Source organism: Corallococcus sp. RDP092CA, assembly GCF_041903675.1.
Lineage (GTDB): Bacteria > Myxococcota > Myxococcia > Myxococcales > Myxococcaceae > Corallococcus.
In genome coordinates, this window is record NZ_JAYESI010000002.1 from 254,468 (window position 1) to 280,025 (window position 25,558).

Sequence of the window (25,558 nt, forward strand, 5' to 3'; positions counted from 1 at the left end):
CGCCCGTCCGAGGCACCCCCATGAACCGTCTCCTCCGCGCGACCCCCCTCGCCGCGCTGTTGACCCTGGCCTGTGACGGCCAGCTCAAGCCCGCCGAGCAGCTTCCCTACGTGGGCCCCTGCGAGGGCCTCGCCCCGCTGACGCTGTCGGCGGAGCCCACGACGGTGCGCACCCGGGACGTGGCCACGCTGACGGCCGGCGGCGGCAGCGGCCACTACTCCTTCCGCGTGGAGGCGGGCGGCTCGTCCGGCGACGTGCGCGGCAACCGCTTCGTCGCGGGCGCCACGCCCGCGGAGGACACGCTGACGGTGGTGGACGAGCAGTGCGGCGGCTCCGCCAGCGTGCGGGTGAAGGTGATCGCCGGCTTCGGCGTCGCGCCCGCGCGCGCGATGCTCCAGCCTGGGACGTCCTTTCAGATCCGCATCGACGGGCTGGTGGGCACGGCGACCTTCACGCTCACCTCCAATGGCTCCGGCGCCACGCTCAGCGACACGGGCCTCTACACGGCGGGGAAGGTGGAGGCGCTGGACGTCATCACCGTGCGCGACACGAAGTCCGGCGACACGGCGGTGCTCCAGTACACCGTGAGCAAGGCCGCGAAGCTGGTGGGCGACCCGGTGTACCTGGGCGTGCCGTCGGGCGCGTCCGCGCCGCTGGGCACCGCGGGGGGCTCGGATACGGTGACGTGGACGAAGAAGTCCGGCCCCGGCTCCCTGGTGAACGGCCGCATCGTCCTGGAGGCGGGCGCGAAGGGCACCGCCGTGCTGGAGGCCAGGGACGTCTTCACCGGCGATACGGCCCCGGTGACGGTGCGCGTGCTGGACGAGCTGACGCGGCCCCTGCTGCCGCACGGCAAGCTGTCGGACGTGGCCACGCTGGTGACGGCGGACTTCGACGGCGACGGCATCCAGGACCTGGCGGTGGGCCAGCGCGAGAGCGAGCTGTCGCGCCCCACGGGCGGCGCGGTGTTCATCTACAAGGGCAGCGCGTCCGGCCTGCCCGCGAAGCCCACCTGGGTGCTGACGGGCGAGACGGAGGGCGCGCTCTTCGGCGACATGCTGGCCGCGGGCGACCTGGATGGCGACGGGATCGCGGACCTGGCGGTGTCCTCGCCGGCCGCGGACGTCACCATCGGTGACTCGGGCGCGGTGTACCTCTACACGTTCAAGCCGGGGCAGGGGCCCACGCTGCTCAGGGCCGCGCTCACCGGCCTGGGGCGGGGCGGGTTCGGCACGGGCATGGCCATCGCGGACGCGGACGGCGATGGCGACATGGACCTGTTCGTGGGCTCGCCGGGCGCGGACCTGTCCACCCTCTCCGGCATCAGCCGGCGCGGCGTCATCGACATCTTCATCCTCGCCAGGGGACAGCCCGTCCCGGACCTGCCGGCGGTGCGCCTGGGGGGCCAGGACTTGGACAAGGCGGGGGCGTTCACCTTGAAGAGCACCACGGAGCTGGGCCGCGCCGTCGTCGTGGCGGACCTCAATGACGACGGCCGCCCGGACCTGGCGGCGCTGAACCGGCTGACGCGCTTCAACGCGGACGGCAGCGCCAACGGGCAGCAGATGGCCGTGGCGGTGTACTTCGCGCGCGGCACGGCGCCGCGCTATCACTCCGTGCCGGACCTGTACGTGCTGGTGTCCAACACCGCCGTGGAGGCGATGGCCAACGAGGGCACCTTCCGCCTGGGCGCCATCCCCGGCGAGGGCAACCGGCCGCCGTTCCTCGTGGTGATGGCGGACAAGGCGGACGCGCCGGACCTGCGCACGTCGGGGGGCGTGGCGGCGGCGCAGGACGCGGGCGGCGCGTACCTGTTCGACCTGCGCGGCGTCACGCTGGCGGAGGATCCGACGAAGGTGAACCCCGCGACGGTGCCGCTGACGAGCGCCTTCGCGCGCTTCTATGGCGACGCGCGGAGCATCACCGCGACGCGCAGCTGGGCGGTGATGGACGTGGACGACACGCCGGGGCCGGAGCTGCTCCTGGGCGCGCCGTACGCGGCGGTGACGGAGGGCACGACGACGCTGGGCAACGCGGGCAAGGTGCTGGTGTATCCGCTCACCGGCCTGTCGAAGGACACGGTGATGAACAAGCCGCTCGCGGCGCTGGGCGGCGCGGCGAAGGCGGAGGTGCTGGGCGCGGGCCTCGCGACGTGGAACCTGCCGTCCGGCCCGGCGCTGGCGGCCTTCTCCGGACGCGCGTCCTCCACCGCCGGCGCCTTCGTCGGCCGCGTGGACGTCTTCACCCGGGCCAGTGCGTCCATCGCGGACTGGTCGCGCAGTTTCATGGACGTGACGGCGAAGGCCAGCGTGGAGCGCTTCGGTGAGACCGTGGCGGTGTCGCGCCTCAACGGCAAGGTGATGGCGCTGGTGGGCTCGCCGGGCTTCTCCGGCCCGGGCCCCAACAACGACGGCGCGGACATGACCGTGGGCCGCGCGTACACCTTCGACACCGAGGAGCCCGGGAAGGCCATCGTGGCCGGCGAGGGCGCCAGCTCCCCGTGGCACGGCGGCCGCAACGTGGGCGTGGACGTGGCGTTCACGGACTTCAACGGAGATGGCCGGCCGGACATGGTGGCGGGCGCCACGGCGCTCGTCATCCCGGCCACGACCTCCGCCGTGGCCGAGCGCGACCCCTACGTGCAGAACGCCTGCATGACGACGGCCACGCAGTCCCTGGGCGGACTGCTGGTGTCGCTGGGACAGGCGGACGGCACCTTCAAGCGCGCCTACCGCGTGTTCGCGCCGTCCGTGGTCACCGGCTGCCACGACCCGGCCAACACCCGCTGCAAGCGCACCACCCTCGGCCGGGGCGTGGTGGGCGGCTTCGACTTCAACGGCGACGGCAAGCAGGACGTGGCCGTGCTGCGCGACCGCGGCATGGACGTGTTCCTGGGCCGCGCGCCCGAGGACGCGTCGCTCGCGAAGATGACGCTGGCGTGCGACCCGGTCTGGTCCTGGCCGACCAACCCCATGCCCGCGTCAGGGGGCTGGGCCGACACGGCGATGCCGACGACCTCCGCCATCGCCGCGGTGGGAGACCTCAACGGGGACGGCTGCGAGGAGGTGGCGTGGCGCTACTCGGACAGCTCGCACTCGGGCATCGTGATCGCCTACGGCTTCGACGCGGGCGGCGCGAAGTGTGGTGGCCGCAAGGTCGGGGCCACCGTGCGCATCGCCGGAGACACGGAGGTGGGGCGCGCGCTGATGAACCTGGGCGTGGCCACCGCGCGCGCGGGCAGGTTCCTGGGCACCTCCGGCGCGGACTACCTCGCGGTGAGCGCCAACAACTACCTGGTGGACGGCGTGAGCCAGCAGGCGGTGCTGCTCCTCCAGACCTCCAAGCTCACCCCTCCGGCCACGGGGGAGACGGTGCTGGACGTGGGCAACCTGGCCCCGCTGAGCCTCACCTACCGCGCCCGCGCCGTGAGCTTCGGCACGTCGCTGGCGGGCGGCAGGGACCTCACGGGCGACGGCGTGCCGGACCTGTGGGTGGGCGCGCCCAACGCGTCGGTGGCCTCGGACGGTGACGGCGCGGCGTTCCTCTTCGCCGGCGGCGCGAAGTCCACCGGCCCGCTGTCGCCCTTCCTGCTGGTGGTGGGCGACGGCGCCGAGCGCTCCTACCTGGGCCAGTCCATCGCCGTCGTCCCCGGCTCCGGAGGCTCGCCGCCGTCGGTCGTCATCGGCGCGCCGAGGAGCTACCGCACCGGCACGCAGAACGGCACGGCGTACTCGCTGCCCCTGCCGTTCTGAGTCACGCCGTGGGCGGGGCTTCCGGGGGGACCTTCGCCTCCGGAGCCTCGTCGCGGTTGGCGAGCGCCGCCGCCGTGAGGATGAGCACGCCGCCGGTGAGCAGGGACGGCGTGAGCGGCTCGCCCAGGAGGGCCACGCCCAGCGTCACCGCCACCAGCGTGTCCAGGAGCGCCATGGCGCCCAGCGCCGCCAGCGAGATGCGCGGCAGGAGCCAGTACAGGCACTGGTAGGTGAGCACCGTCCCGCCCAGCGCCAGGTACAGGAGCGCGCCCACCGCCTTCAGGGTCCAGCGCGCCGGCTGGTTCCACTCCAGCAGCGCGGACGCGGACAGGAGCAGCACCGCGCTGCTCAGCGACTGCACCAGCACGAGCAGGTGCGGCGGCACGTGCGTCATGTGCCGGCGCACCAGCACGTTGGCCACCGCCACCACCGACGCCGCGAACAGCGTCATCGCGCAGCCCAGCACCACCTGCCCGGAGAAGCTGAGCGACACCAGCTCCCGGGACTGGAGCGCCACCACGCCCGCCAGGCCCAGCCCCGCGGCGAGGAGCTTGCGCGGGGTGAGCAGCTGATCCGGGAAGACGACGCGGCCCACCAGCAGCAGCCACACGGGGAAGGTGGAGAAGAGGAGCGCGGACCAACTGGACGGAATCCACTGCTGCGCCACGAAGAGCATCCCGAAGGGCACGGCGAGCTGGAGCACGCCCAGCCCCGCGATGCGCCACCCCGTGCCGTCGCCCAGCGCCGTCCCGCGCGAGCGCGCGAAGGGCAGCAGCGCCAGCCCGGCCACCAGCATGCGCGTGCCCACGAAGCGCAGGGGCGGCAGGTCCTCCAGCCCCACCTTCACGGCGGCCCACGTGGAGCCCCAGAGGAGGAAGCAGGTGGCGTAGGCCAGGGACACCTTCCACCGCGGCGCGGACTTCACGGCCGGGGGCACGACGGTCACGGACGACATAACGGCGCGGGCACTAGCACGCGCCGCCCTTCCGGGAAACATCCGTTCAGGGCCCGGCGCGTCAACCCCGCCTGCTCACCCGTCCGGCAGCACCGGTTTTACCCGGAGCACGGGGGCGAACAGGTCCCCCACGGCGTCCAGGCGCCTCCTCAGCGTCTTCAGGCGGAAGCGGCGCGGGTCCAGGCGGCCGGTCACCTCGCTCCAGTCGAGCGGCGCGGAGAAGGGCGCGCCCTCCACGGCGCGCAGGGAGTAGGGCGCCACCACCGTCTTGCCGCGCGCGTTCTGGCCCGCGTCGAGGTAGAGCCGCCCGCCGCGCTCGCGGATGGAGCGCGCCGTGGTGGCGATGTCGCCCAGCTCCTCCGCCAGCTCGCGCGCCCGCGCGTCCGCGAACGCCTGGGTGCGCGCGTAGGTGTGGCCCGGCGCCAGGGGCACCAGCACGTGCAGGCCGCGCTTGCCGGAGGTCTTCGGGAAGGCCTTGAGCCCCAGCTCGTCCAGGCGCGCGTGCAGCAGGGTGGCCACCTTCACCAGGTCCTTCCAGCCGCCCTTCCCCGGGTCCAGGTCGAACACCACGAAGTCCGGCTGCGCCAGCCGGGGCGCGTGGGACAGCCACATGTGCAGCGTCAGCGCGGACTGGTTGGCGAGCCACAGCAGCGCGGACGTGCTCTTCACGTTCACGTGGCGCAGCGTCTTGTCCTCGTGGCGCACGCGCAGCGTGGGCATCCACGGCGGGATGCCGGACAGCTCGTGCCGGAAGAAGCCCGGGGCCTGGATCCCCGCGGGCCACTGCTGGTGGGCCAGGGGGCGGTCCGCGAGCACGGGGAGCAGCAGCGGCGCCACCTGCTCGTAGTACGCGAACACGTCCGCCTTCGTCAGGCCGGACTCGGGGAACAGCACGCGGTCGCCGTGCGTGAGGGCCACCTCCGGCGCGCGGGAGGACCTCCCACGCGGCGTCTGGGGCGCGGCGGACCGGGTCGCGGCGCGGGCGGAGGCGTGCACCGGCGCGCGGCGCGAGCCCCGGCGCGCGGCGCCTTCGACGGGGGCGGGGTGCTCGCGCACGACCTCCCGCGGCACCTTGTCGCTGCGCAGGCCCTGGAACACGGGGTGGCGCAGGCGGCCATCCTTCGTCCACTCGGTGAAGTTCACCTGGGCCACGTACTTCGGCTTCACCCAGACGGTGTCCGTGTTCGTGGGCGCGTCCATGGCGGCGGGCTTCTTCGCGCGCGTGGCGTCCAGCAGCCAGCGCAGCTCGCGGCGGTCCTTCGCGGTGTAGCCCGTGCCCACCTTGCCCACGTCGTGGAAGCCGTCCTTGCCCCGCACGCCCACGCGCAGCGCGCCAACCTCCGACTTCGCCCGCGCGTTCTTGATGGGCAGGTAGCCCAGGATGACGACCTCCTGGCCCGCGACCACCTTCAGCTTCAGCCAGTCCCCGGAGCGCGTGCCCGTATAGGGAGAGTCCTTGCGCTTGGCGATGAGGCCCTCCCACCCCTTGCGCCGCGCCTCCTGCAGCGCGCGCGACAGCGGCAGGTCCAGCTTCTCGGAGAGCTGGATGGGCAGGGGCACCTGGGCCAGCAGCGTCTCCAGCCGCGCGCGGCGCTTCTCATAGGGAAGCTCGCGCAGGTCCTCTCCGTCCTGCCACAGCAGGTCGAACACCATGAAGCGCTGCTCCGCGCCCTGCTCCGTGTGCTGGAGGAGCTGGAACCGCGAGCGGCCCTTCGCGTCGAGCGCGACGACCTCTCCATCCATGACGACGTCCTTCACGGGCAGCTCGCGCAGCGCGGCGGCGAGCCGGCCGAAGCGGCTCGTCAGGTCGTTGCCCCGGCGGCTCTGGAAGGCGAGCTTCCCGTGCGTGAGGGCGCACACGGCGCGGAAGCCGTCGTACTTCACCTCGTAGGTGTGCGTCTCGTCGTGCACCTCGTCGGACACCGCCAGCCGCGCCAGCATGGGCGGCCACACCCGCTCCAGCAGCTCCTCCGGCGACACCGGTGGGCGGGTCGCCTTCGCGGGCTCGCGCACGGCCCTCGCGAGGCGAGCCCGGGGTCCCGCGCGCCCGGGCGTCGCGGGCTTCGGGGCGCGCGGCACCCCGGGCTTGCGAGGTCCGTGCGTCTCCACCTGCCCGCTCTTCACGGACTCGGGGCGCTCCACGGTGACGTCGTAGCCGGGCCTGGCGTAGGCGTCCTTCGCCTTGAACAGGAGCCACTGCGCCTTGCCGCCGCGGGGACGGGTGCGGATGAGGTGCCAGCGCCCCTGGAGCTTCGCGCCGTGCAGCACGACCTCCAGGTGCCCGCGCTTCAGCTGCGCCTCGGCGTCACCGGGAGGGATGACCTCGAACGTGCCGGACTCCCACAGCAGCGAGTCCCCGCCGCCGTACTGGTCGTCCGGGATGTGGCCCTCGAAGTCCGCGTAGGAGCGCGGGTGGTCCTCCGTCTGGACCGCGAGCCGCTTCACGGACGGGTCGTGGCTGGGGCCCTTGGGGATGGCCCAGCTCACCAGGACGCCCCCGATCTCCAGCCGCAGGTCGTAGTGCAGCCGCGTGGCGTCGTGCTTGTGGATGACGAAGCGGGGCGCCTCCGACTTCGGCGCCACCGCGTCCGGAGAGGGCTCGGGGGTGCGCTGGAAGTCGCGCTTCGTCCGGTAGCGGCGCAGCCGTCTCTGCGTGTCGGAGGTCTTCACCCTCCAACGCTCTGCACAGGAGGGCGGGCGCGCAATTCCTCACACCGGCTGGTGGGAGGCCAGGAGGGCAGGCGCTCCGCGTGACCCCGCCCCCGCTTGTCCGGCCACGGGGCCGGATGGCGAGGAGGCCGTCCGCCTGCCCTGGGGGCGACGCAGGGGTGGGTGCCGGGACGGGCTGTTGGTTCCGAGAGGAGGAGTCCCCACATTGTTCGGGCCCAAGCACTCGCCGTAGCCGGTTGGAGGAGGCACCCATGGCAGACAAGTCCGAAGTGGAGCGCCTGCACAGCCTGGCGCAGCTCGATGCCGACGCCGTGGGCGCGTATGACGTCGCCATCGCCCGCATCCGGCCGGCGCTGGTGCGCGAGCGCCTCAACCACTTCCGCGCGGACCACCTGCGTCACGTGCGCGACCTCAACGCGCTCCTCCAGCACTTCGGGGGCGAGCCGGTGACGCTGCGTCCGGACCTGAAGGGCTCCGCGATGAAGGGCCTGACGGCGATGACGGGGCTGATGGGGACGGAGGCCACGCTGTGGGCCATGCTCGGCAACGAGGAGCTGTTCGACCGGGCCTATGAGCTGGCCCTCCAGTTCGACTGGGCCCCGGAGGTGAAGGCCCTCATCCGGCAGCACCGCGAGGACGAGCGGCGCCACGGCACGTGGATCCGCGACGCGGTGCGCACCCGTCCGTGGGCGGACAGCCGGCTGCCCTCCTTCATGGAGGGCGCTGAGCTGGGCGCCTGAAGCCGCTACCGCGCGTCGCGGGGAACTGGCATACGCTGCCGCGCGTGCGCGACATCACTGTCTACCAACCCGACTTCCTCTTCGCGGAAGGGCGTCTCCACGAAGGCCGTGCGCTGGCGGTAGGCGCGGATGGCCGAATCCTGGACGCGGCGCCCGAGGGCGCGCGCGTGGAGCGGCTCGCGGGGCGGGCGCTGCTGCCGGGGCTCGTCAACGGCCACTCGCACGCGTTCCAGCGGCTCATCCGGGGACGCACCGAGTACGTGGCCTCCGCTGGCGGACAGGACGACTTCTGGTCCTGGCGCGAGGCGATGTACCGCGCCGCGGGGGCGCTCACGCCAGAGGAGATCCACGTCGCCTCGCGGCAGGTGTTCCTGGAGATGGCGCTCGCGGGCATCACCACGGTGGGCGAGTTCCACTACCTGCACCACCAGCCGGACGGGACGCCCTACGCGGACCGCAACGCGCTGGCGCACGCGGTCATCCGCGCGGCCACGGACGTGGGGCTGCGCATCTGCCTGCTGCGGGTGGGCTACGCGCGCGCGGGCTTCAACGTGCCCGCGAACCCGCGCCAGCGCCGCTTCATCGACGCGGACGTGGACACGTTCCTGGCCACCACGGAGGCGCTGGCCCACGCGGTGCGCGGCGACGCGCGGGTGCGCGTAGGGCTCGCGCCGCACAGCGTGCGCGCGGTGCCGAGGGACTGGCTGACGCAGGTGGCTCGCGCCGCGCCCGCCGGCATGCCCATCCACATGCACGTGGCGGAGCAGCCGAAGGAGATCGAGGCGTGCCTCGCGGAGCACGGCCGCCGGCCGGTGGAGCTGGTGTCGGACGTGGGCCTGCTGGGGCCGCGCTTCACCGCCGTGCACGGCGTGCACCTGACGGAGGACGAGGTGGCGCTGCTCGGCCGCGCGGAGGCCACGGTGTGCGCGTGCCCGTCCACGGAGCGCAACCTGGGGGACGGCATCGTGCCCGCGGACGCGCTGGTGAAGGCCGGGGCGCGGGTGAGCTTCGGGTCGGACAGCCAGACGGTGGTGGACCTCCTGGACGAGGCGCGGCAGCTGGAGCAGCACCTGCGGCTGGTGCGGCTGCGCCGCGCGGTGCTGGACCCGGGCACGGGCACCCTGGACGGGCTGGCGGCGCGGCTCCTCGACATGGCCACGGTGCAGGGCGCGCGGAGCCTGGGCCTGGGCACGGGCTCGCTGTCGCCGGGGGCGCCCGCGGACTTCTTCACGGTGGATGTGAACCACCCGTCGCTGGTGGGCGCGGGGCCCACGTCGCTCCTGCCGGGCATCGTCTTCGGGGCGGCGGGCGGGGCGGTGCGCGACGTCGCGGTGGCGGGCCGGCTCGTGGTCCGGGATGGCCGCCATCCGCTGACGGAGGAGAGTGGCCGGGCCTTCCAGCAGCTCGCCCGGCGCCTCTACCCGTAGGATGGGGGCGCGGTTCGATATGCAGGAGCCGCCCGGGCATTGTGGGTGCGGGAGGTAGCGGATGCGTGCAGGAACCTGGCTGTCGCTGCTGCTGGTTGTGGGGTGGGCCCTGGGCGGCTGCGCCGGACGCCAGGACCCGGAGACGCCGGACTACGAGGCCATCTACGACCTGCCCGTGGAGGAGCTGTGGCCCCGGGTGCGCGAGTACTTCACGGACGCGCACCTGCCCTACCGGGAGGACCGGGGCAGCCTGGTGCTGGAGACCGAGTGGAAGCAGGAGTTCGGCGGCTCGAAGATCTCCGGCTTCTGGCACCGCTACCTCGTGCTGGGCAAGCGGGAGACGCCCACGACGAGCAAGCTGTGGATCATCCGCATCACCAAGACGGTGAACAAGGCGCTGTCGCAGCCTGGCAAGGGGATCGACTGGGGCGTCGGCCGCGGCGTCGGGCTCAACGGGGGGGACGCGCTCGGGGATGACGCCATCAGCGCGGAGGACGTCGAGGACCGGCTGACCTTCCCGGCGGGAGAGCACGCCTTCTACATGGAGTCGGGGCAGGGCACGCGCGACCTGACCCTGGAGTGGCGGGTGTTCCGGGGCATCATGCCCAAGCTGGCCAGGGAGCAGGCGGTGAGCGCGGAGCAGGCGGTGGCGAAGGCTCCGGGCGCGAAGGACGCGCCGGTGTTCACCGAGTGCGGTCAGTCCATCCTGGGCCTGAAGAAGCTGGCGAAGGCGGGTGGGGTGCTGCTACTGGGCGAGCTGCACGGCACGCAGGAGGTGCCGCGCTTCATCGCGCAGTCCGTGTGTCAGCTCGTCACGGCGGGAATCCCGGTGACGGTGGGGCTGGAGCTGCCGGTGGAGAACGAGGCGCGCATCACCACCTTCCTCCAGAGCGAGGGGGGCGAGGAGGACTGGCTCAAGCTGATGGAGGCCCCGTTCTGGCGCAGCCCGTATCCGGACGGCCGGGGCAGCGAAGCGGTGGCGAACATGCTGGAGCAGCTGCGGCACCTGCGTGCACAGGGCCTGGACGTGGCGGTGTTCGTCTACGACCACCCGAAGCTCTCCGGCCAGCCGCGTGAGGACGCGCTGACGCAGACGGTGCTGGCGCAGGTGAAGGCGACGCCGCGGCGCTTCCACCTGGTGGTGAGCGGCAACGTCCATCCGCGCACGGCGAAGGGCCTGCCGTGGGACACGCAGTACAAGCCCATGGGCTACCTGCTGAAGGACCAGCTCGAGGACGTCACCGTGCTGGACATGGCCTATGACAGCGGCACGGCATGGATCTGCGCCGCGGATCAACAGGAGCGCAAGCTGGACTGCGGGGTGAAGGAAGCGAAGGGCAGGGACAACGGCGACCGCTTCTTCGTGCACGTCTGGGACTCGCCCCGGGACGGCTACCACGGCGTCTTCTACGTGGGCCGGGTGACCGCGTCCGCGCCCGCCATCTCCAAGGGCCTGGGCCGGCCGGGCGCGGATGACAACTCCGGGTTCCCCGCGGCCCCGGAAGCGGCGGGGGTGGCCTCCGCGCGACGCTGAGGGCACGGCCACGCTGGCGTCGCGGCGCGGGCGGTGGCATGGAGGTGGCCTGACCGGAGGCCGTCCCATGAGCGACACGCTGCCCGCGCTGCGGGCCACCCTGGCGGAGCTGGTGGCGTTGGACACCACGTCCTCGCGCCCCAACGCGCCCCTCATCGACTACGCCCAGGCGCGCCTGGAGGCCGCGGGCTTCACCGCCGAGCGCCAGCACTACACCGACGACGCGGGCGTGGCGAAGGTGAACCTCATCGCCCGCAAGGGCGGCGCCGACCGCGCCGCGCTGGCCCTGGTGGGCCACTCCGACTGCGTGCCCTATGACGCCGCCTGGGCGGACGCACTGCGCCTGACCGAGCGCGACGGCAAGCTGTACGGCCGCGGCGCCTGCGACACCAAGGGCTTCATCGCCTGCGCGCTGCACACCGCCACGCGCAAGGACCTGCCGAAGCTGGACGCGCCGCTGCTCGTCATCCTCACCGCGGATGAGGAGGTGGGCCTCGTGGGCGCGAAGAAGCTGGTGGCGGCGGGCCTGGGCCGCGCGAGGCACGCCATCGTCGGCGAGCCCACGCGCCTCATCCCCGTGCGCGCCAACAAGGGCTACTGCCTGGCGGAGGTGGAGGTGCTGGGCAAGGAGGGCCACAGCGCCTACCCGGAGCTGGGCGCGTCCGCCATCTTCCGCGCTGGCCGCTTCCTCCAGCGGCTGGAGACGCTGGCGAACACCGTCCTCCGCGAGGACCGCGACGAGGGCTTCCAGCCGCCCTTCACCACCGTGAACGTGGGCCTCATCCAGGGCGGCAAGGCGAAGAACGTCCTGCCCGGCTCCTGCCGCTTCACCGTGGAGTGGCGCCCCATCCCCGGCCAGGCCGCCGAGCGCGTCCCCGAGCTGATGGAGCACATCCGCCAGGAGCTCACGCGCGACGAGCCCGCCTACGAGGCGCGCATCAAGGTGCTGCGCCTGGACCGCGGCGTCCACACGCGCGGCGACGCGGACGTGGTGCGCTTCCTGGAGCAGGTGAGCGGCAACGCGTCCGAGACGGTCTCCTTCGGCACGGAGGCCCCCCAGCTCACGGAGCTGGGCGCGGAGGCGGTGGTGTTCGGCCCCGGCGACATCCGCGTCGCGCACCAGACGGGCGAGTTCGTCCCCATGGAGGACCTGGTCCGCTGCGAGGCCGCGCTCACCCAGGCCGTGGCCCGCTTCTGCACGGGCGGCTGAGCCCGCGGCGCTTCAGGGCTTCTCGTCGACGACCTCGACGTTGCGGAAGCCCTGACACGCCTCCTTGAAGCCGAGCACGTACTTCAGCGAGCGCAGCTCCAGCGTCAGCTTGTGCCACAGCTTGCGCAGCAGGTTGGGGCGCGGCGCGGGCACGTTCGTGACCAGCGTGCTCAGGTCGATGTAGTGGGTCGGCGTGCGGCCCATGCCCTCGAAGTCGTGCTCCAGCCCCTGGCTGAGCTGGCGCAGCTCCGGCTCCAGCCGCTGGTGCACCGCGTCCGTCATCAGGACGTACTCGCGCACGGGCACGTCGTTCTTCAGCATCCGGTGCACGAGGATGACGTCCACCCCCGCCAGCTCCGTGAGGTGCTTCACCTTCTGGAAGGCGACCTCGCCGACGTGGGCCACGAACTTGAGCGTCAGGCCGCCCACCTGCGTGCACCCGTCGCACTTGCACATCCGGTCGATGGCGAGCTGCTCCCGGCGCTCCAGGAAGGCGCGGCGGATGGCCGCGACCTGCTTCGCGACCGGCGCGGCGTCCTCCCCCACGGCGTAGAAGAAGGCCGCGTCGCCTTCGAGCTTCGCCAGCTTGAACCGGCCGGACGCGTCGATGACGGCCTCCAGCAGCCGCGCCACCGTGTCCTGCGCGTGCGCCAGGCCGAAGCGGTGCTCCCGCATGAAGCGGGTGTAGCCACCGATGTCCGCGATGAGCAACTGCGCCTTCTCAATGGCCATGCGGCGCCGCAGCCTAGCCCACTCCCCGGACGCGCGTCAGTGCCGGGGCAGGGCGCAGGTGCCCACGTCGCGCAGCAGCTTGTGCGCCTCCGCGAGCAGCGCGTGCCCCTTCACCTCCGGGGGCACGCGGGCGATGAGCTTCATGTCCGGCGTCAGCCGGTAGAAGCCCTTGGAGCGCTGCACCAGCCCCGCCACCTTCGCGCCGTCCAGGAGCGCGTCGCCGCCCAGCGCCAGCGACAGCCGGCCCGGGCCCGCCTCCAGCGCGCGCAGCCGCAGCTCGCGCATGTCGATCTTCAGGAGCGTCACCTCGGAGAGGGCGTCCACCTCGTCGGGCGCCTCGCCGTAGCGGTCCACCAGCTCCGCGCGCAGGTCCGTCACCTCGTCCGGGTGGCTGGCCTGGCTGAAGCGCTTGTAGAACACCAGCCGCTGGTGCACGTCCGCCACGTAGTCGTCGGGGATGAGCGCCGGCATGGGCAGGTTGATGTCCGGCTCCACGTGCACCCTGGGCGGCTGGCCCTGGAGCTCCGCCACCGCCTCCTCCATCAGCTGCGCGTACAGGTCGAAGCCGATCTCCGCGATGGCGCCGGACTGCTTCTCGCCCAGGAGGTTGCCCGCGCCGCGGATCTCCAGGTCGTGGCTGGCGATGGAGAAGCCCGCCCCCAGCTCCGTGAAGTTCTGGAGCACCTCCAGGCGCCGCTGCGCGTCCTTCGTCACCGGACGGCGCGTGGGCACCAGCAGGTACGCGTACGCGCGCTCCTTGCTGCGGCCCACGCGCCCGCGCAGCTGGTAGAGCTGCGCCAGGCCGAACTGGTCCGCGCGGTTGACGATCATCGTGTTGGCGCTGGAGATGTCGATGCCGCTCTCGATGATGCTGGTGCACAGCAGCACCTGGAACTTGTGCTCCGTGAACTGGAGCATCACCTTCTCCAACTGCCCCTCGCCCATCTGACCGTGCGCCACGCCGATGGAGACGTGCGGCAGGAGCTTCCTCAGTTCCTGCTCCATGGACGGCAGGGACTCCACGCGGTTGTGCACGAAGAAGACCTGGCCGCCGCGGGCGATCTCGCGTTCCACGGCCTCCTTGATGACGGCCTCGTCGTACTTCATCACGAAGGTGCGGATGGCCCGGCGGTCCTGCGGCGGCGTGGCGATGATGCTCATGTCGCGCACGCCGGACATGCTCATGTGCAGCGTGCGGGGAATGGGCGTCGCCGTCAGCGTCAGCACGTCCACCTGCGTGCGCAGCCGCTTGAGCGCCTCCTTCTGCTTCACGCCGAAGCGCTGCTCCTCGTCCACCACCAGGAGCCCCAGGTCCTTGAAGGCCACCTCGCCCGCCAGCAGCTTGTGCGTGCCGATGACGATGTCGACCTTGCCCTCCTTCGCGCGGCGGAGGATGTCGCGGACCTCCGGCGGCTTGCGGATGCCGGAGATCACCTCCACCGTGACGGGGTAGTCCTTGAAGCGCTTCTTGAAGGAGTGGAAGTGCTGCTGCGCCAGCACCGTGGTGGGCACCAGCACTGCCACCTGCTTGCGGTCCAGCGTGGCCTTGAAGGCGGCGCGCATCGCCACCTCCGTCTTGCCGTAGCCCACGTCGCCGCAGACGAGCCGGTCCATGGGCTGCGGCTTCTGCATGTCCGCGAGCACGTCCTCGATGGCCTTCGCCTGGTCCGGCGTCTCCTCGAACTCGAAGTCCGCCTCGAACTGGGCGAAGTAGCGGTCCGGCGCGGTGAAGGCATAGCCCGGGTGCGCCTTGCGCGCGGCGGCCATCTGCAAGAGCTCCGCCGCCATCTTGAGCAGCTGCTCCTTGACGCGCTTCTTCGTCTTCTCCCAGCTCGTCGTGCCCAGCTTGTCCAGCTGGACCTTGTCCGGGTCGCCGCCGGTGAACTTCTGGATGAGCCGCATGCGGCCCACCGGCAGGTAGATCTTGTCCCGCCCCGCGTACTCCAGGACGAGGAAGTCCCCCGGCACGCCCTGCACCTCCATCTTCGTCAGGCCCGCGTAGCGCCCGATGCCGAAGTCGGTGTGGACGATGAGGTCGCCTTCCTTCAGGTCCTTGAAGCCCGCGGCGAACGCGTCCAGCTTCTTGCTGCGCTTGACGCGCCGGCGCGAGCGGACGCCGAAGATCTCCTCATCCGCGAGCACGGCCAGCCGGCCGTCCGGGTCGACGAAGCCCTGGCTCACCTCGCCGGTGAACAGGTGCGCCCACACCGCCGGCTCGTAGAGCTTCGCTGGGTCCTGCAACGCTTCCGTGTGCACCTTCACCATCACGGAGCGGTCCAGCAGCAGGCGCTTGAGCCGGTCCGCCTGGCTGAGCGTGCCGCACGCCACCGCGCACGCCACGCCGGCGTCGCGCCAGCGCTGGAGCCGCTCCACCAGCGGGGTGAGGGCGCCCTCCTCGCCGTGGTGCGCGAGGATGGCCTCGCGCAGGTCCTGCGTGGTGCCGAAGCTGAAGGCCACGGGCGCTTCGGACTGCGTGAGCGACAGGCCGCCGCCCTCCACCACGCGCAGGGCCTGGAGGCCCGCCGCCACGCCCTCGCGCGTGAGGAAGTGGTGCTCGGGCGGATAGGTGAGGTCCTGGCGCGCGTCCGCCTCCTCCACGCCCCTGGCCAGCTCCGCCTGGAGCTCCTCCAGGGCGCGGTCCAGCCCCACCGGGTCGTCCAGGTAGACGACGGGCTCCTTCGCCCACGCGCGCAGGTAGTCGAACACGGAGGCCAGCCCGCCCTCGAAGAAGCCGGGGAGGAGGCCCTCCAGCCCGAAGCCGGGCAGCCCTTCTCGGAGCGCGTCCAGCCGCTCGCGCAGCTTGATGGTGGGCAGGTTGATGCGGTCCGCCACCGCGCGGGCGGCGGCCTCGGCGCGGGGGCGCGTGTCGTCGGTGAGCAGCAGCTCGCGCGCGGGCACCAGGTCCACGGCCTTGAGCGCGTCCACGGTGCGCTGCGTCTCCGGGTCGAAGACGCGGATGGACTCGATGGTGTCCCCGAAGAACTCCAGGCGCACCGGCCGCTCGTACAGCGGGCTGAAGACGTCCAGCAGGCCGCCGCGCACGCTGAAGGTGCCCTTGTCCTCCACCAATGGGCTGTTCTGGTAGCCCATCAGCGCCAGCTTCCGCGCCAGCGAGTCGCGGTCGAAGTCCTGGCCCACCTCCACGCGCTGGGCCAGTCCCTCCATCACCGCCAGCGGCAGCACGCGGCGGTGCAGCGCGCGCACGGACAGCACCAGTGCGGGGAACGGCGTGCCGCGCGCGAGGTGGAACAGCGCGCCCAGCCGCTCCGTGATGGGGCCCGGCTCCGGCGACAGCTCGTCGTAAGGAAGCACCTCGTCCGCGGGCAGGCGCAGCACGCGAGGCTCCAGCAGGCTGCCGGTGCCTCCCAGGAAGAAGGCCAGGTCGTGCGCGAGCGCGTCCGCCGCCTCCTCATCCACGGCCACGCACACCAGGGGCGCGCGCAGCTCCCGGTGCAGGTGGGCGAGCAGGTGGCCGCGCGCCGCGCCCTTCACCCCCTGCGTTCGCGCACGGTGCCCCGCGCGCAGGGAGGCCAGCAGCCGGGCGAAGGCATCGCCGGAGGGAGAGGGAGCACCGCCGGGCCAGGACGTGCTGTCGGACTTCGGGGAGAGGGAGGTATCCATTCGGGGGCCCGTGTGGGGCCCTCGGCTAATTAGGGTGCACTCCCTCCCAAATCAACGCCGGATGCGGACACCTGTCGTGTCCACGAGGGCAGCGGGACGGCCGCTGGGCGGGGAGGCTCACGCGCGCCCGGGAGAGGGGACGGTCCCCGGGTGCGCGGTCTCACCCGCTCAGGGCTCGCAGGCTCTCACGGAGCGGGGCTCATGGTTCGGATTGTTGGCGTCCGCCGCCACCGAGTCGCAATCGAGCAGGCTGGACAGCCCCGTCAGCGGTTCGACCATCAGCATGGTGGAGGCGCGGCCCGACGTGAAGTTGAAGCGGATGGACTTGTCGTTGGGCGTCGCCAGGCTCTTCGCGGCGGTGTCCTCCAGGGCACCCTGGAGGCAGTCCCTGCGCAGGACCGGCGCACCGGAGCCCGGAAGGAAGCACAGGCCGTTGATGGCCTCGGCATCCATGGAGGGCGGGATGGGGATGTCCGGGCCCATCTCCGTGCAGCACGCTGGAGTGGTCCGGCACGTGACGTTGACGCAGGCCACCTGCGGGCAGGTGTCGTTGGTCCACGACGTCTGCCCCGGCTCCTCGCACTTGAGCCGCTCCCAGCGGGCCACGCTGTACCGCAGTCCGTTCGGCTGGATCACGTCCGCATCCACGACGATACGCACGGGCTGGTTCGTCGCGATGGACAGCTGCCGGGCGCGCAGTGCCGCCGCCCCCAGCTCGCGCGTCGCGTTGCTCTCACGCCGTCCGCCCACGCCGCTCTGGATGTTTACGACCGCCAGCGAGGCCATCACCCCGATGATGACGACCACCAGCATCAGCTCCAGCAAAGTCATGCCACGGTTGGACTTCACGGCGTGACTCCAGTCGGCGCAGGCGGCACGAGTCCAGCCACCCCGAAGTTGCGCGGCGCCACCCGGAAGGTGAAGGTGCGACGCTTGTAACCATCCTTGAAGAAGCCGTCCTCGTCCTGCACGTCGGGCTCGGTCACATCGCGGTTGCTGCGGCGCGTGCGCACGACCAGGGTGATCTCCACCTCCCGCACCCGCTGCTGCAGCCGCCTCTGGCGGATCTTCTCTGTCTCCGGCGTGTCGAAGCTCTCGAAGTCTGGTGTCTCCACCTGACAAACGGTCGCGAGATCCCCGGCGGTGCAGTCGCTGATGGCTGGGCGCGGCGGGGTGGAGAGGCTGAGGTCGGGTTCGGGGAACCAGCGCGGGGCCGCGTTGACGTCCAGCAGGTTGACGACGGCCTGCCGCACCTTCAGCTGCTCCACATCACGGCTGACCACCTGCCACTCGGTGGCCCCGCTGGGAAGCGCCTCCAGCGTGGGGATGCCGTCCTTCCAGTTCACCCGGTAGGCCACGCCTTCAAGCCCCATGATCAACCAGTCGGTGCCGGTCCAGTACACATCCGAGTCCCCCAGGGCGCATCCCCCGGTGGTCAGCGAGCCCGTGCCAAGGGTCGCTGTCAGCAGGTTGGCGCCCGGGTTCACGTTCGTCACCTTCAGCGCGCACGCGGATTGCTCGTTGGCGTTCGCCAGCACCGCCAGCGTGAAGGGCTGGCCCGTGGGGGGATTCAGTCCCGACGAGGAGTTGGGGGCCATGCAGAACTGGTCGGTCCCCTGTCGCACCGACGAACCCTTCACCCCGCAGCCTTCCAGCGAAATCAGGGCGCCCGAGTTGCCCCAGTAGAGCCGGAGCGCATCCGACGCGGGCTGCTTCTTGCCCGCGTCGGGCGGGACGTAGTCTCCGTCGCTCGTGAAGAAGGGCTCCGCCGACGGGTTGGACCAGACCTCGATGCCGAAGCGGTCGTCGTTGTCGGCGAAGCTGACGGGCGTGTTGCCCATGCCGGCGCCCGCGCGGGCGACCTGCGAGGAGAGCAGCTCCTCCAGGGTGCGACCGGTCGTCAGCGCCATCGTGGTCTGCTCTTCGAACAAGGCCCGGCGCTGCAACTGGGTACCCACGGCCAGACCCGTGGCCACCACGACGATGCCTAGCGCCGCGGCGATCATTACTTCCAGCAGCGTGAAGCCCGTGTTCCTGGAATGCCGTTGCGTCATGGTGCCATCCGGGTCTGGAGCACCACCACCTGGCGGCCCGTCCTCTCCGGCTCCTCCCAGCTGACGGAGACGCGCACGTTGGCGACATTGCCCGTCTGTCCGTCCGAGGTCAGGGGCCGGTTCAACGCGGGCTCACCCATGCCCGCGGCACCGCCCTCGATGCTGCCCACGAGGAAATTGGTGTCCACGTCCACTGCGACCTCGTACTGACGGGCGATGGCGCCCGTGGTGGGGGCCTGGCGGAGCAGGTCACCCGCGGCCGTCTGGTAGTACACCTCGCGGCTGCCATCCAGGAGCGCGAGGTTCGCGCAGGGGGCGGGCATGGGGGTGCAGCCCCGCGACTGGATGGATTCCAGCGTCCGCTCGGCGATGAGCTGTGCCTGGTTGGCGGTCAGCGTCCGCCGGTTGGTCCGGCTCGTCTGGGAGACCACGGTCATGGCGGCGGTCACCCCCAGCAGCATGACGGCCATGGTGGCCATCACCTCCAGGAGGGTGACACCGCGCGCGTGATGTCGGTTGGACGGGTTCATGGCTTCGGCATCTTTCCATCCGGCAGCGCTTCCCAGAGGAGCGTGCGGGATTGCGCGGCACCCGTGCCGGCGGTTCCATGGTTCCAGGTGCCATCGCCCGTGACCTTGACCTCACCGGTCGCGGTGATGACGAACAGGTGCTCATCGTGGACGACGGGCGCGGAGATGCCGTGGCCCCCCAGGTCCGCGCCCGCCAGGGGCGGCGCGGCGGCATCGTCGAACTGCTGGGGCGTGGTGTAGGACTTGCCGCTCTTGGTCGCGTCCAGGTTGCAGATGTCCGCGGCCTTGCCTACCGCCGTGGTGGCGAAGACCTGATCACCGCTGAGCGCCACGCCACCCCACACGGTCTGCCCCGGCTCCAGCGCGCGGGCCCACATGGGGGGCAGCGTCGCGCACGGCTTGCTGCCGGACGGGTCCGTGTCCTCGTAGCCCAGCAGGTAATAGTGGTAGTCGGTGTCCTTGTTCGGCGGGCCGTCCGCGTACAGGTCCGGGTTGTCGCTGGTGCCGAAGTAGAAGCGCACCACCGGCCCCGTGGTCGTGCTCACGACGTTCAGGGCCATGTTGGAGTGGATCTGCTGGAAGTCCTGGTCCTGGTTGAAGGTGTTGTACTTGGGCGCCTTCAGCGCGGTGGGGGCATCCGCCACCATGCACTTCTTGATCTTCTGCCCCAGCGGTTCACCCGTGGACACGGAGTCCAGGTTGATGCGGTAGACGTGGCCCGCGGTGGTCGGCACGTAGATGACGTCGTAGGTGCCGTCTTTGTCGAGGTCCACGAGGGCGGACTCGGCGGCCACGCCATAGCCCTTGTCCAGGGTGATGACGCCCGCGTACTTGCCGGAGGCTCCGGTGCCGTAGTCGAGCGGTTTCCCGGTCTTCATGTTGATGAGGTAGAGCGCACCGGCCCGGGCGGTGTCCGCGGGCTTGTAGTCCGTGCCCACGACGGCCGTCCAGACCGCCTTGTCCGCCGTCGTGGGGCCCCACGAGAGGCGGGCGACCGAGGGAGCGAAGCGGGAGCCCGAGGTGTCCGCCCGCGTGACGGATGGGTCGTCCAGGTTCGCCTGCCGGAACGCATCCGCGACGGTGGTGTCCGCCAGGCTGAACTCCCACAGCGGCAGGGGATAGTTGGCGTGAGTCGGGTCCGTGATGTCCAGGGCGAAGACGTTGGGGCTCGTCTTGCCGGAGGCGGACACGAGCACCGTCTTGGCGCCCTTGTCGCGGGCGTCCATCGACACCGTCCACGCGGGCTTGCCGCTCAGGTTGCCGAAGTCCACGTTGGCGATGGACGCCGAGGCATCCAGGCTCGGCTTGGGCAGGTCGCCGGAGCCGAAGAACGTCGCGTACTGGTTGCGATAGCGCGACAGCGAACCGAAGGGCAGGAACGCGAACAACTCCTCGCCCGTGCCGTAGTTCCGGCTCGCCGGGTCGCAGTCGGCCGCAGGCTCGAAGTAGCCGCGGTACTGGTCATGGTCCACGCAGCCGTCTCGCAGCGCATTGCGGAAGGCCCCGCTGCGGAACGCGTGCAGCACGCCGCTCATGGTCCCCACGTAGGCCACCGTCTCACGCGTCGCGAGCTTCGCCATGAAGTTGTTGCGGAACAGGTCCTGCTCCGCGGGCGTCGCGTTCTGGTACCAGGTGTCCTTGTAGGGCGGGACGGCCAGCGCCACGGTGGACAGGTTGATGCCGCCCACCGGCCAGGCCTTGCGGACGTTGGACGGCCCCGGGCTGTAGCGGTCCTCCCAGCCGTAGAGCCAGTCCACCATGAACTGCCGGTCGTTCTTGGTGGGGTCGGTGATCTTCTTGGACGCAGGTGTCGTGATGCTAGGGGTGCCGCAGATGCCGTCGTTGTTGAGGTCCCAGGGGTAACGGTCGTTGATGAAGTCGTCGCAGAGCGAGTCTGGGAACAGCTCCTGCATGGCGGGCGGCAGCGGCTTGACCGTCGGGTTCGCCATCAGCGCGGTGATGGAGGTGCGGGTGAAGTTCGTCTTGGACGTGGTGGTGTACAGCTTGCGCTGCTGGGGCGTCAGGTTCCCGTTCCCCAGTGCGAGCGCCATCACGCGGCCCGCCTCCCATTGCTCCTCGGGATGCGGCTCCTCTGGCTTCTTCGGCTCATAGAGCGACTTGAAGTAGATGCGGCCTCGCACGCCGTAGTCCTTGCGGCCGTCGTACGCGCGCACGGAGGCGTCTGGCAGGCCGGAGGCGGGCCAGTTGGCACCCCACGCGGTGCCCGGCGTCTCGTTCACGCCCCACACGATGGCGTTTCCGACCGTCGAGGGCGAAGCGCGCGCGTAGCTGCCCGAGCGCACGGCCTGGTAGCCCACGTCGACGTTGTCGATGACCGGCTGGCAGAACTCGTTGGGGCTGCTGATGTCGACCTTCCAGCACAGCTGGGAGCCGGTGAAGCCCATCCCCAGGAGGTCCAGCTCCACCTCGGTCTCTCCTTCCTCGAAGTCCACCGGAATCCAGGTGGGCGACGGATTGCGGGTGCACGTGCCGCCCGAGCAGGTGCGGCAGTCCACCGCGATGGAGTAGCGGATGGTGGGCTCCGGGCTGCCCTGGCAGGCCCCGGGGGAGGTCTCGGTCCAGCACGGCGGTCCGCTGCCGTCGCTGCACTTGCGCGTCGAGTCGTCCTGGCGCGCGAAGCGCACCTTCGTGATGGTGAAGTCCTCCGCGTCTTCGATAGCGATGTCCTGGGAGACCGTGGCGGAGCGGGTGCCGCCGCCGTTCTCCTTGTTGATGACGAACACCACGTCGTTGAAGTCACGGTCACCGCCGCCGGGGAGGTCCTCGAAGCCGAGGATCCACCGGAAGGGGTCCGTGGTGGGCGCGCCCACGATGACGTGGGGCATGGGATTCCGGTTGCCGGCGGGCCGTGGAATGCTCACCTTCTCCATGGGCATGTCCAGGTTGCCGAAGAAGGGCGTCTTCAGTCGCCAGAGCGTCGAGCCCTCCTCGGTCTTGGGGCCCTCCAGCCAGCCGCACAGCTTCTCGGTGCTGTTCACCACCTGGCACGCGCCCTGGTTGACCCTGGGGTCATCCGGGTTGCACCCCGGTTCGTAGCTGCAGCCGATGTTGCGCGCCGCGACGACCGTCCCGCCCTTGAAGTTCTGGTCCAGGTTCCAGGCGGCCTTGGAGAAGTACACGTTGACGGGCGTCTTCAGGTGCAGCAGGCACTTGCCGTTGGCCGGGTCCATCTTGAGGCATGGGAACACCGTGCCAGCGTCGATGTTGTGGTTCGACTCGTAGAACACCACGAGGAAGAAGATGATCTCCTTGCCGCCCTGGATCTGTCCCAGGTTCACCGTGCGGTCGTACTCGGTGACGCCCGGGTCCGGGTTGGTGGAGCGCTCGATGCCGCGGTAGTCGTACTTGGAGACGTCGTAGTCCGGGATGCCCTCGCCGAACTCCCCCACGTCCTTGACCGGGGGCATGTTGTGCCAAGCGTCCTTGTCGCTGTCGTCATCCGCCAGCAGGAACACCATCTTGCCGAGGCCCTTGTTGCCGTTCTCCGGCGCGGGGGGCTCGAGCAGGTTGGGGATGTGGGCGAAGAGGCCGTAATCGGAGAAGCTGCTGTTGACGACGTTGCCGCCCGTGAACCTGCCGACCACGTCCGCCTTGATGTTGTTGCCCGTCTGGCCGGGCCGCGCGTCGGTCATCGTGGCCTGCGACGAGAAGGTGTCGTCGCAGTTGGCGTTCATGGCCAGCGCGGGCTGGGTGTAGGTCAGGCCGCCCGACGTGAAGGTCCTCGTGCAGCGACGGCCCACCGGATAGTTGGTGTCGTTGCCGTCGCTGGCGGTCTTGCCCACGTAGGCGCGCTTCTGGCTGCCCGTGGACGGCGCGAGGTTGAAGAGGTCCTCGTGCAGGTCGTAGATGCCGTTGCCGTTCGTGTCGAGCAGGTTGCCGGAAGCATCGATGTATCCGGCCTTCTCCACGTCTTCACGGTACATGTAGCCGAGCGCGTGCGAAGCGCCCGCGGACTCGAACACGTAGCTGATGGTGACGTTTTGATCGAACGGAAACACGATCGCCTCCGGGTCCAGCACCCGGAGGTTGGTGTTGAGCTGGAGCTTGCTGTCCGTGACGATGACGGTGCCGTTGTCGAGCTCCAGCGAGCCGTCGTCGGCGTTGAAGACAGGCTGCTTGTCCTCGGCCAGCTCGTCCTGGCAAAGGAGGGCCGGGGTCGATGCCTGCGCGGCGGCGCTGGTGGAGGCCAACAAGGCCAGGGCTGCGAGGGAGCGGAGCTTCGCGCGCATCACTTGTTCCCCTGCTTCGGGTGGTTCTTGTCGTTCGCGCCGCCCTTGGTGGACGTCGCGGTATCGGGGACTTCCGCGCTGGTGACGAGGAAGTCGAGCAAGGCATCCATCTCCCTGGGCGACAGCATCCGGGTGTCGCAGCCGGTCCCCGGCTTGACCTTGTGCGGAGCCTCGATCCAGGTGCGCACCTGGGAGATGCTGCGCTGGTGCAGCAGGTTCCCCAGGTTGGGGCCGCTGCCCTTGTAGGGGCCCCGCAGGCCCAGGCTCTTCTTGGGCTTCTGGGGGTTCGTCGCCTTGGCGACGTGACAGCGCGAGCACGCTCGATTGAAGGCGGACTGACCTCCACCCTGCGCGAGTGCAAGGCCAGGGGCCAGCAGGAGGACCAGCAGGTACAGGCGTTTCATGGGGACGCTCTGGGGAGGGAAGGGCTACAGGGTGGTGTGGTAGGTGGTCTTCGGCGGGCTCTTGTCGGGCGTCTTGAACGTCATGTCCGGGCCGCAGCCCCGGGTGACGCAGCCCGGGCTGAACACCGATTCCTGGTTCTGGTGCACCACCAGTGCCTGCACCACCGAGCGCGTGGGGCGGCCACCGGGGGAGAACACCTCGCCCACGGCGACCAGCCAGACCTTGCGGTTGCGGTCCTCACCCACGCCGACGTCGCGCTCCTTGTCGTTGTGCATGAAGACCCGGTAGCGCACGCGCTCCTGGTCCGGATAGTCGCTGTAGGCCTGGTTGGGGGTCGGCAGCGAATCCGGCCCGCTGGTCTTCTCCGAGGGCTGGAGGGAGTCGCCCTTCAGCCGGTAGTAGTTCCAGGGGTCGTCGGTGTCCGGGCCTGGCAGGACCTCGTACCAGGGGTCGTTGATGGAGCCGAGTCCTGGCTCGTTGACGGGGGCGCCCAGGTGGTTCTGGAAGACGAAGTTGTCCTCCCCCAGGCTGTCCATCATCAACCGCACCGCCTCGCGGCCCTCCGCGAGGCCCGCCTCGGCGGCGAAGAACGCCTGCTTCTGGCGGCGGGTGTCCGCCTGGGTGTCGGCCTCGCGGCCCACCACGCTGTAGCTGAGCATCACCGCCATCGTCACGACCGCGACCACGCCCAGCGCGAGCAGGAGCGTGAAGCCACGGGACTGACGGCGGGAGGGAGGACGGCGCACCATTGGGGGCTCTCCTTCACGTGCCCCTGGGGGGAGGCACGCCTTGGGAACCCCTGATTTAGCAATCTTCGTGCCTGAGTGTCAGAGACTCAACCCGCCGGAATGAGGGGTGTCCCTTATCCGGGGGGGTGCCGTCTGACGTCAGCAGGCTGCGCAAACTTTGCGAGCCTCCTCATCCTTGCGAGGTGGGGGCTCGCGGCGCTCAGCGCTGGCCGGCGCGGATGGCGGCGCGCAGGCGGATCATGTCGTCCAGGACGCCGGGGTCCACCAGCTCCAGGGCGGCCTTCTGGGAGAGGGCGCGGGGCTGCTGGCGGTACTCCTCTTCGTCCTCCTCGCCGCCGCCCTTGCCGCCGTCGCTGCCACCCTTGCCGCCGCCCTTGCCGTCGCCGCCCTTGGGCATCAGCGCCACCGGCTGGGAGATGCCCGGCTCCAGGCGGGGGTAGGCGTTGGCGTCGGCGCGCACCGAGGCGAAGAGGCTGACCAGGGACAGGCAGAACACGATGGCGACGGTGAGGGTCTTCATGGCGGCTCCAATTCTCCCAATCCCCACGACGCCTGGACGCGGAGGGATATTCACGCGCGCTATTCCTTCGCCTTGAAGGTGCGGATGTATCGCACCAGGGCGTCCATCTGCTCCGCGGTGAGCCGGTCCTTGTAGGCCTTCATCTTGGGGTTGTGGGCCGAGCCGTTGGCGATGACCTTGCGCAGCTCCGCGTCCGACTCCGCCTTCTGCCAGGCGGCCCGGCTCATGTCGGGGATGGACTCCTTCTGGCCCATGCGCGTCTGGGCGCGGCCGTCCGCGCCGTGGCAGTTCTTGCAGCTCTTGTCCCAGAGGGCCGCGGCGTCCTCCGCGCGGGAGCGGGCGGGAGCGCACAGCAGGAGGGTGGACAGCAGGAACCACCGCGAGGTCATGCACGGTCTCCAGGGGAGGG

The 25,558-nt window shown here is 71.0% G+C and carries 17 protein-coding genes; 5 read left to right on the forward strand and 12 right to left on the reverse strand.

Annotated elements, in window-relative coordinates; all coding sequences use genetic code 11:
• The first annotated feature begins 20 nt into the window (after window positions 1-20).
• Complete coding sequence (locus tag U8525_RS03325; RefSeq protein ID WP_374261044.1) at window positions 21-3,752, forward strand: VCBS repeat-containing protein; 3,732 nt, start codon at window positions 21-23, stop codon at window positions 3,750-3,752.
• Between the two features lies 1 nt (window position 3,753).
• On the opposite strand, the gene U8525_RS03330 is transcribed toward U8525_RS03325, so the two are convergent.
• Together U8525_RS03330 and ligD are read right to left on the reverse strand one after the other, a co-directional pair.
• The gene (locus U8525_RS03330) at window positions 3,754-4,707 is read right to left on the reverse strand and encodes a DMT family transporter (protein ID WP_374261047.1); all 954 of its coding nucleotides are present in this window, start codon (window positions 4,705-4,707) and stop codon (window positions 3,754-3,756) included.
• A gap of 75 nt (window positions 4,708-4,782) precedes the next feature.
• Window positions 4,783-7,377 carry a DNA ligase D gene (ligD, locus tag U8525_RS03335; RefSeq protein ID WP_374261050.1) on the reverse strand — a complete coding sequence of 865 codons (2,595 nt, stop codon included), beginning with the start codon at window positions 7,375-7,377 and terminating at the stop codon, window positions 4,783-4,785.
• A 251-nt stretch (window positions 7,378-7,628) separates the two neighbouring features.
• Between ligD and U8525_RS03340 the strand changes: the two genes are divergently transcribed.
• From U8525_RS03340 to argE, 4 genes are all read left to right on the forward strand, one after another.
• Entirely contained in the window at window positions 7,629-8,117 is a 489-nt protein-coding gene (locus U8525_RS03340; RefSeq protein ID WP_374261053.1) for a DUF2383 domain-containing protein, read from the forward strand.
• Window positions 8,118-8,161: 44 nt separating this feature from the next.
• On the forward strand, window positions 8,162-9,544 hold the full coding sequence (gene hutF / locus U8525_RS03345; RefSeq protein ID WP_374261055.1) for a formimidoylglutamate deiminase: 1,383 nt from the start codon (window positions 8,162-8,164) through the stop codon (window positions 9,542-9,544).
• 61 nt (window positions 9,545-9,605) lie between these two features.
• Window positions 9,606-11,078 (forward strand): hypothetical protein, encoded by a 1,473-nt coding sequence (locus U8525_RS03350; RefSeq protein WP_374261058.1) that lies wholly within the window; start codon window positions 9,606-9,608, stop codon window positions 11,076-11,078.
• Between the two features lie 67 nt (window positions 11,079-11,145).
• Window positions 11,146-12,288, forward strand: coding sequence for an acetylornithine deacetylase (gene argE / locus U8525_RS03355; RefSeq protein ID WP_374261060.1), 1,143 nt, complete (start codon window positions 11,146-11,148; stop codon window positions 12,286-12,288).
• A 12-nt stretch (window positions 12,289-12,300) separates the two neighbouring features.
• Here the strand turns inward: argE and U8525_RS03360 are convergent, their stop codons facing one another.
• The 10 genes from U8525_RS03360 to U8525_RS03405 form a co-directional block, all read right to left on the reverse strand.
• Window positions 12,301-13,020 carry a DUF2652 domain-containing protein gene (locus U8525_RS03360; protein WP_374261062.1) on the reverse strand — a complete coding sequence of 240 codons (720 nt, stop codon included), beginning with the start codon at window positions 13,018-13,020 and terminating at the stop codon, window positions 12,301-12,303.
• Window positions 13,021-13,056: 36 nt separating this feature from the next.
• Window positions 13,057-16,641, reverse strand: a complete 3,585-nt coding sequence (gene mfd / locus U8525_RS03365; RefSeq protein ID WP_374261065.1) for a transcription-repair coupling factor — start codon at window positions 16,639-16,641, stop codon at window positions 13,057-13,059.
• Between the two features lie 168 nt (window positions 16,642-16,809).
• Window positions 16,810-17,490 carry a Tfp pilus assembly protein FimT/FimU gene (locus U8525_RS03370; RefSeq protein ID WP_374261067.1) on the reverse strand — a complete coding sequence of 227 codons (681 nt, stop codon included), beginning with the start codon at window positions 17,488-17,490 and terminating at the stop codon, window positions 16,810-16,812.
• The gene (locus U8525_RS03375; RefSeq protein WP_374261069.1) at window positions 17,487-18,695 is read right to left on the reverse strand and encodes a PilW family protein; all 1,209 of its coding nucleotides are present in this window, start codon (window positions 18,693-18,695) and stop codon (window positions 17,487-17,489) included. Before U8525_RS03375 ends, U8525_RS03370 begins: the two co-directional genes overlap by 4 nt.
• A complete protein-coding gene (locus U8525_RS03380) occupies window positions 18,692-19,225 on the reverse strand; it encodes a prepilin-type N-terminal cleavage/methylation domain-containing protein (protein WP_374261071.1) in 534 nt (177 codons plus the stop codon). The genes U8525_RS03375 and U8525_RS03380 overlap by 4 nt, the downstream gene beginning before the upstream one ends.
• Window positions 19,222-23,475, reverse strand: coding sequence for a DUF4114 domain-containing protein (locus U8525_RS03385; RefSeq protein WP_374261074.1), 4,254 nt, complete (start codon window positions 23,473-23,475; stop codon window positions 19,222-19,224). The genes U8525_RS03380 and U8525_RS03385 overlap by 4 nt, the downstream gene beginning before the upstream one ends.
• Window positions 23,475-23,879 (reverse strand): hypothetical protein, encoded by a 405-nt coding sequence (locus tag U8525_RS03390; protein ID WP_374261077.1) that lies wholly within the window; start codon window positions 23,877-23,879, stop codon window positions 23,475-23,477. Before U8525_RS03390 ends, U8525_RS03385 begins: the two co-directional genes overlap by 1 nt.
• A 24-nt stretch (window positions 23,880-23,903) precedes the next feature.
• A complete protein-coding gene (locus U8525_RS03395; protein WP_374261080.1) occupies window positions 23,904-24,629 on the reverse strand; it encodes a hypothetical protein in 726 nt (241 codons plus the stop codon).
• Between the two features lie 199 nt (window positions 24,630-24,828).
• Entirely contained in the window at window positions 24,829-25,149 is a 321-nt protein-coding gene (locus tag U8525_RS03400; protein ID WP_374261083.1) for a hypothetical protein, read from the reverse strand.
• Window positions 25,150-25,208: 59 nt separating this feature from the next.
• Window positions 25,209-25,538 carry a cytochrome c gene (locus U8525_RS03405; RefSeq protein WP_374261085.1) on the reverse strand — a complete coding sequence of 110 codons (330 nt, stop codon included), beginning with the start codon at window positions 25,536-25,538 and terminating at the stop codon, window positions 25,209-25,211.
• Window positions 25,539-25,558 lie beyond the last annotated feature (20 nt).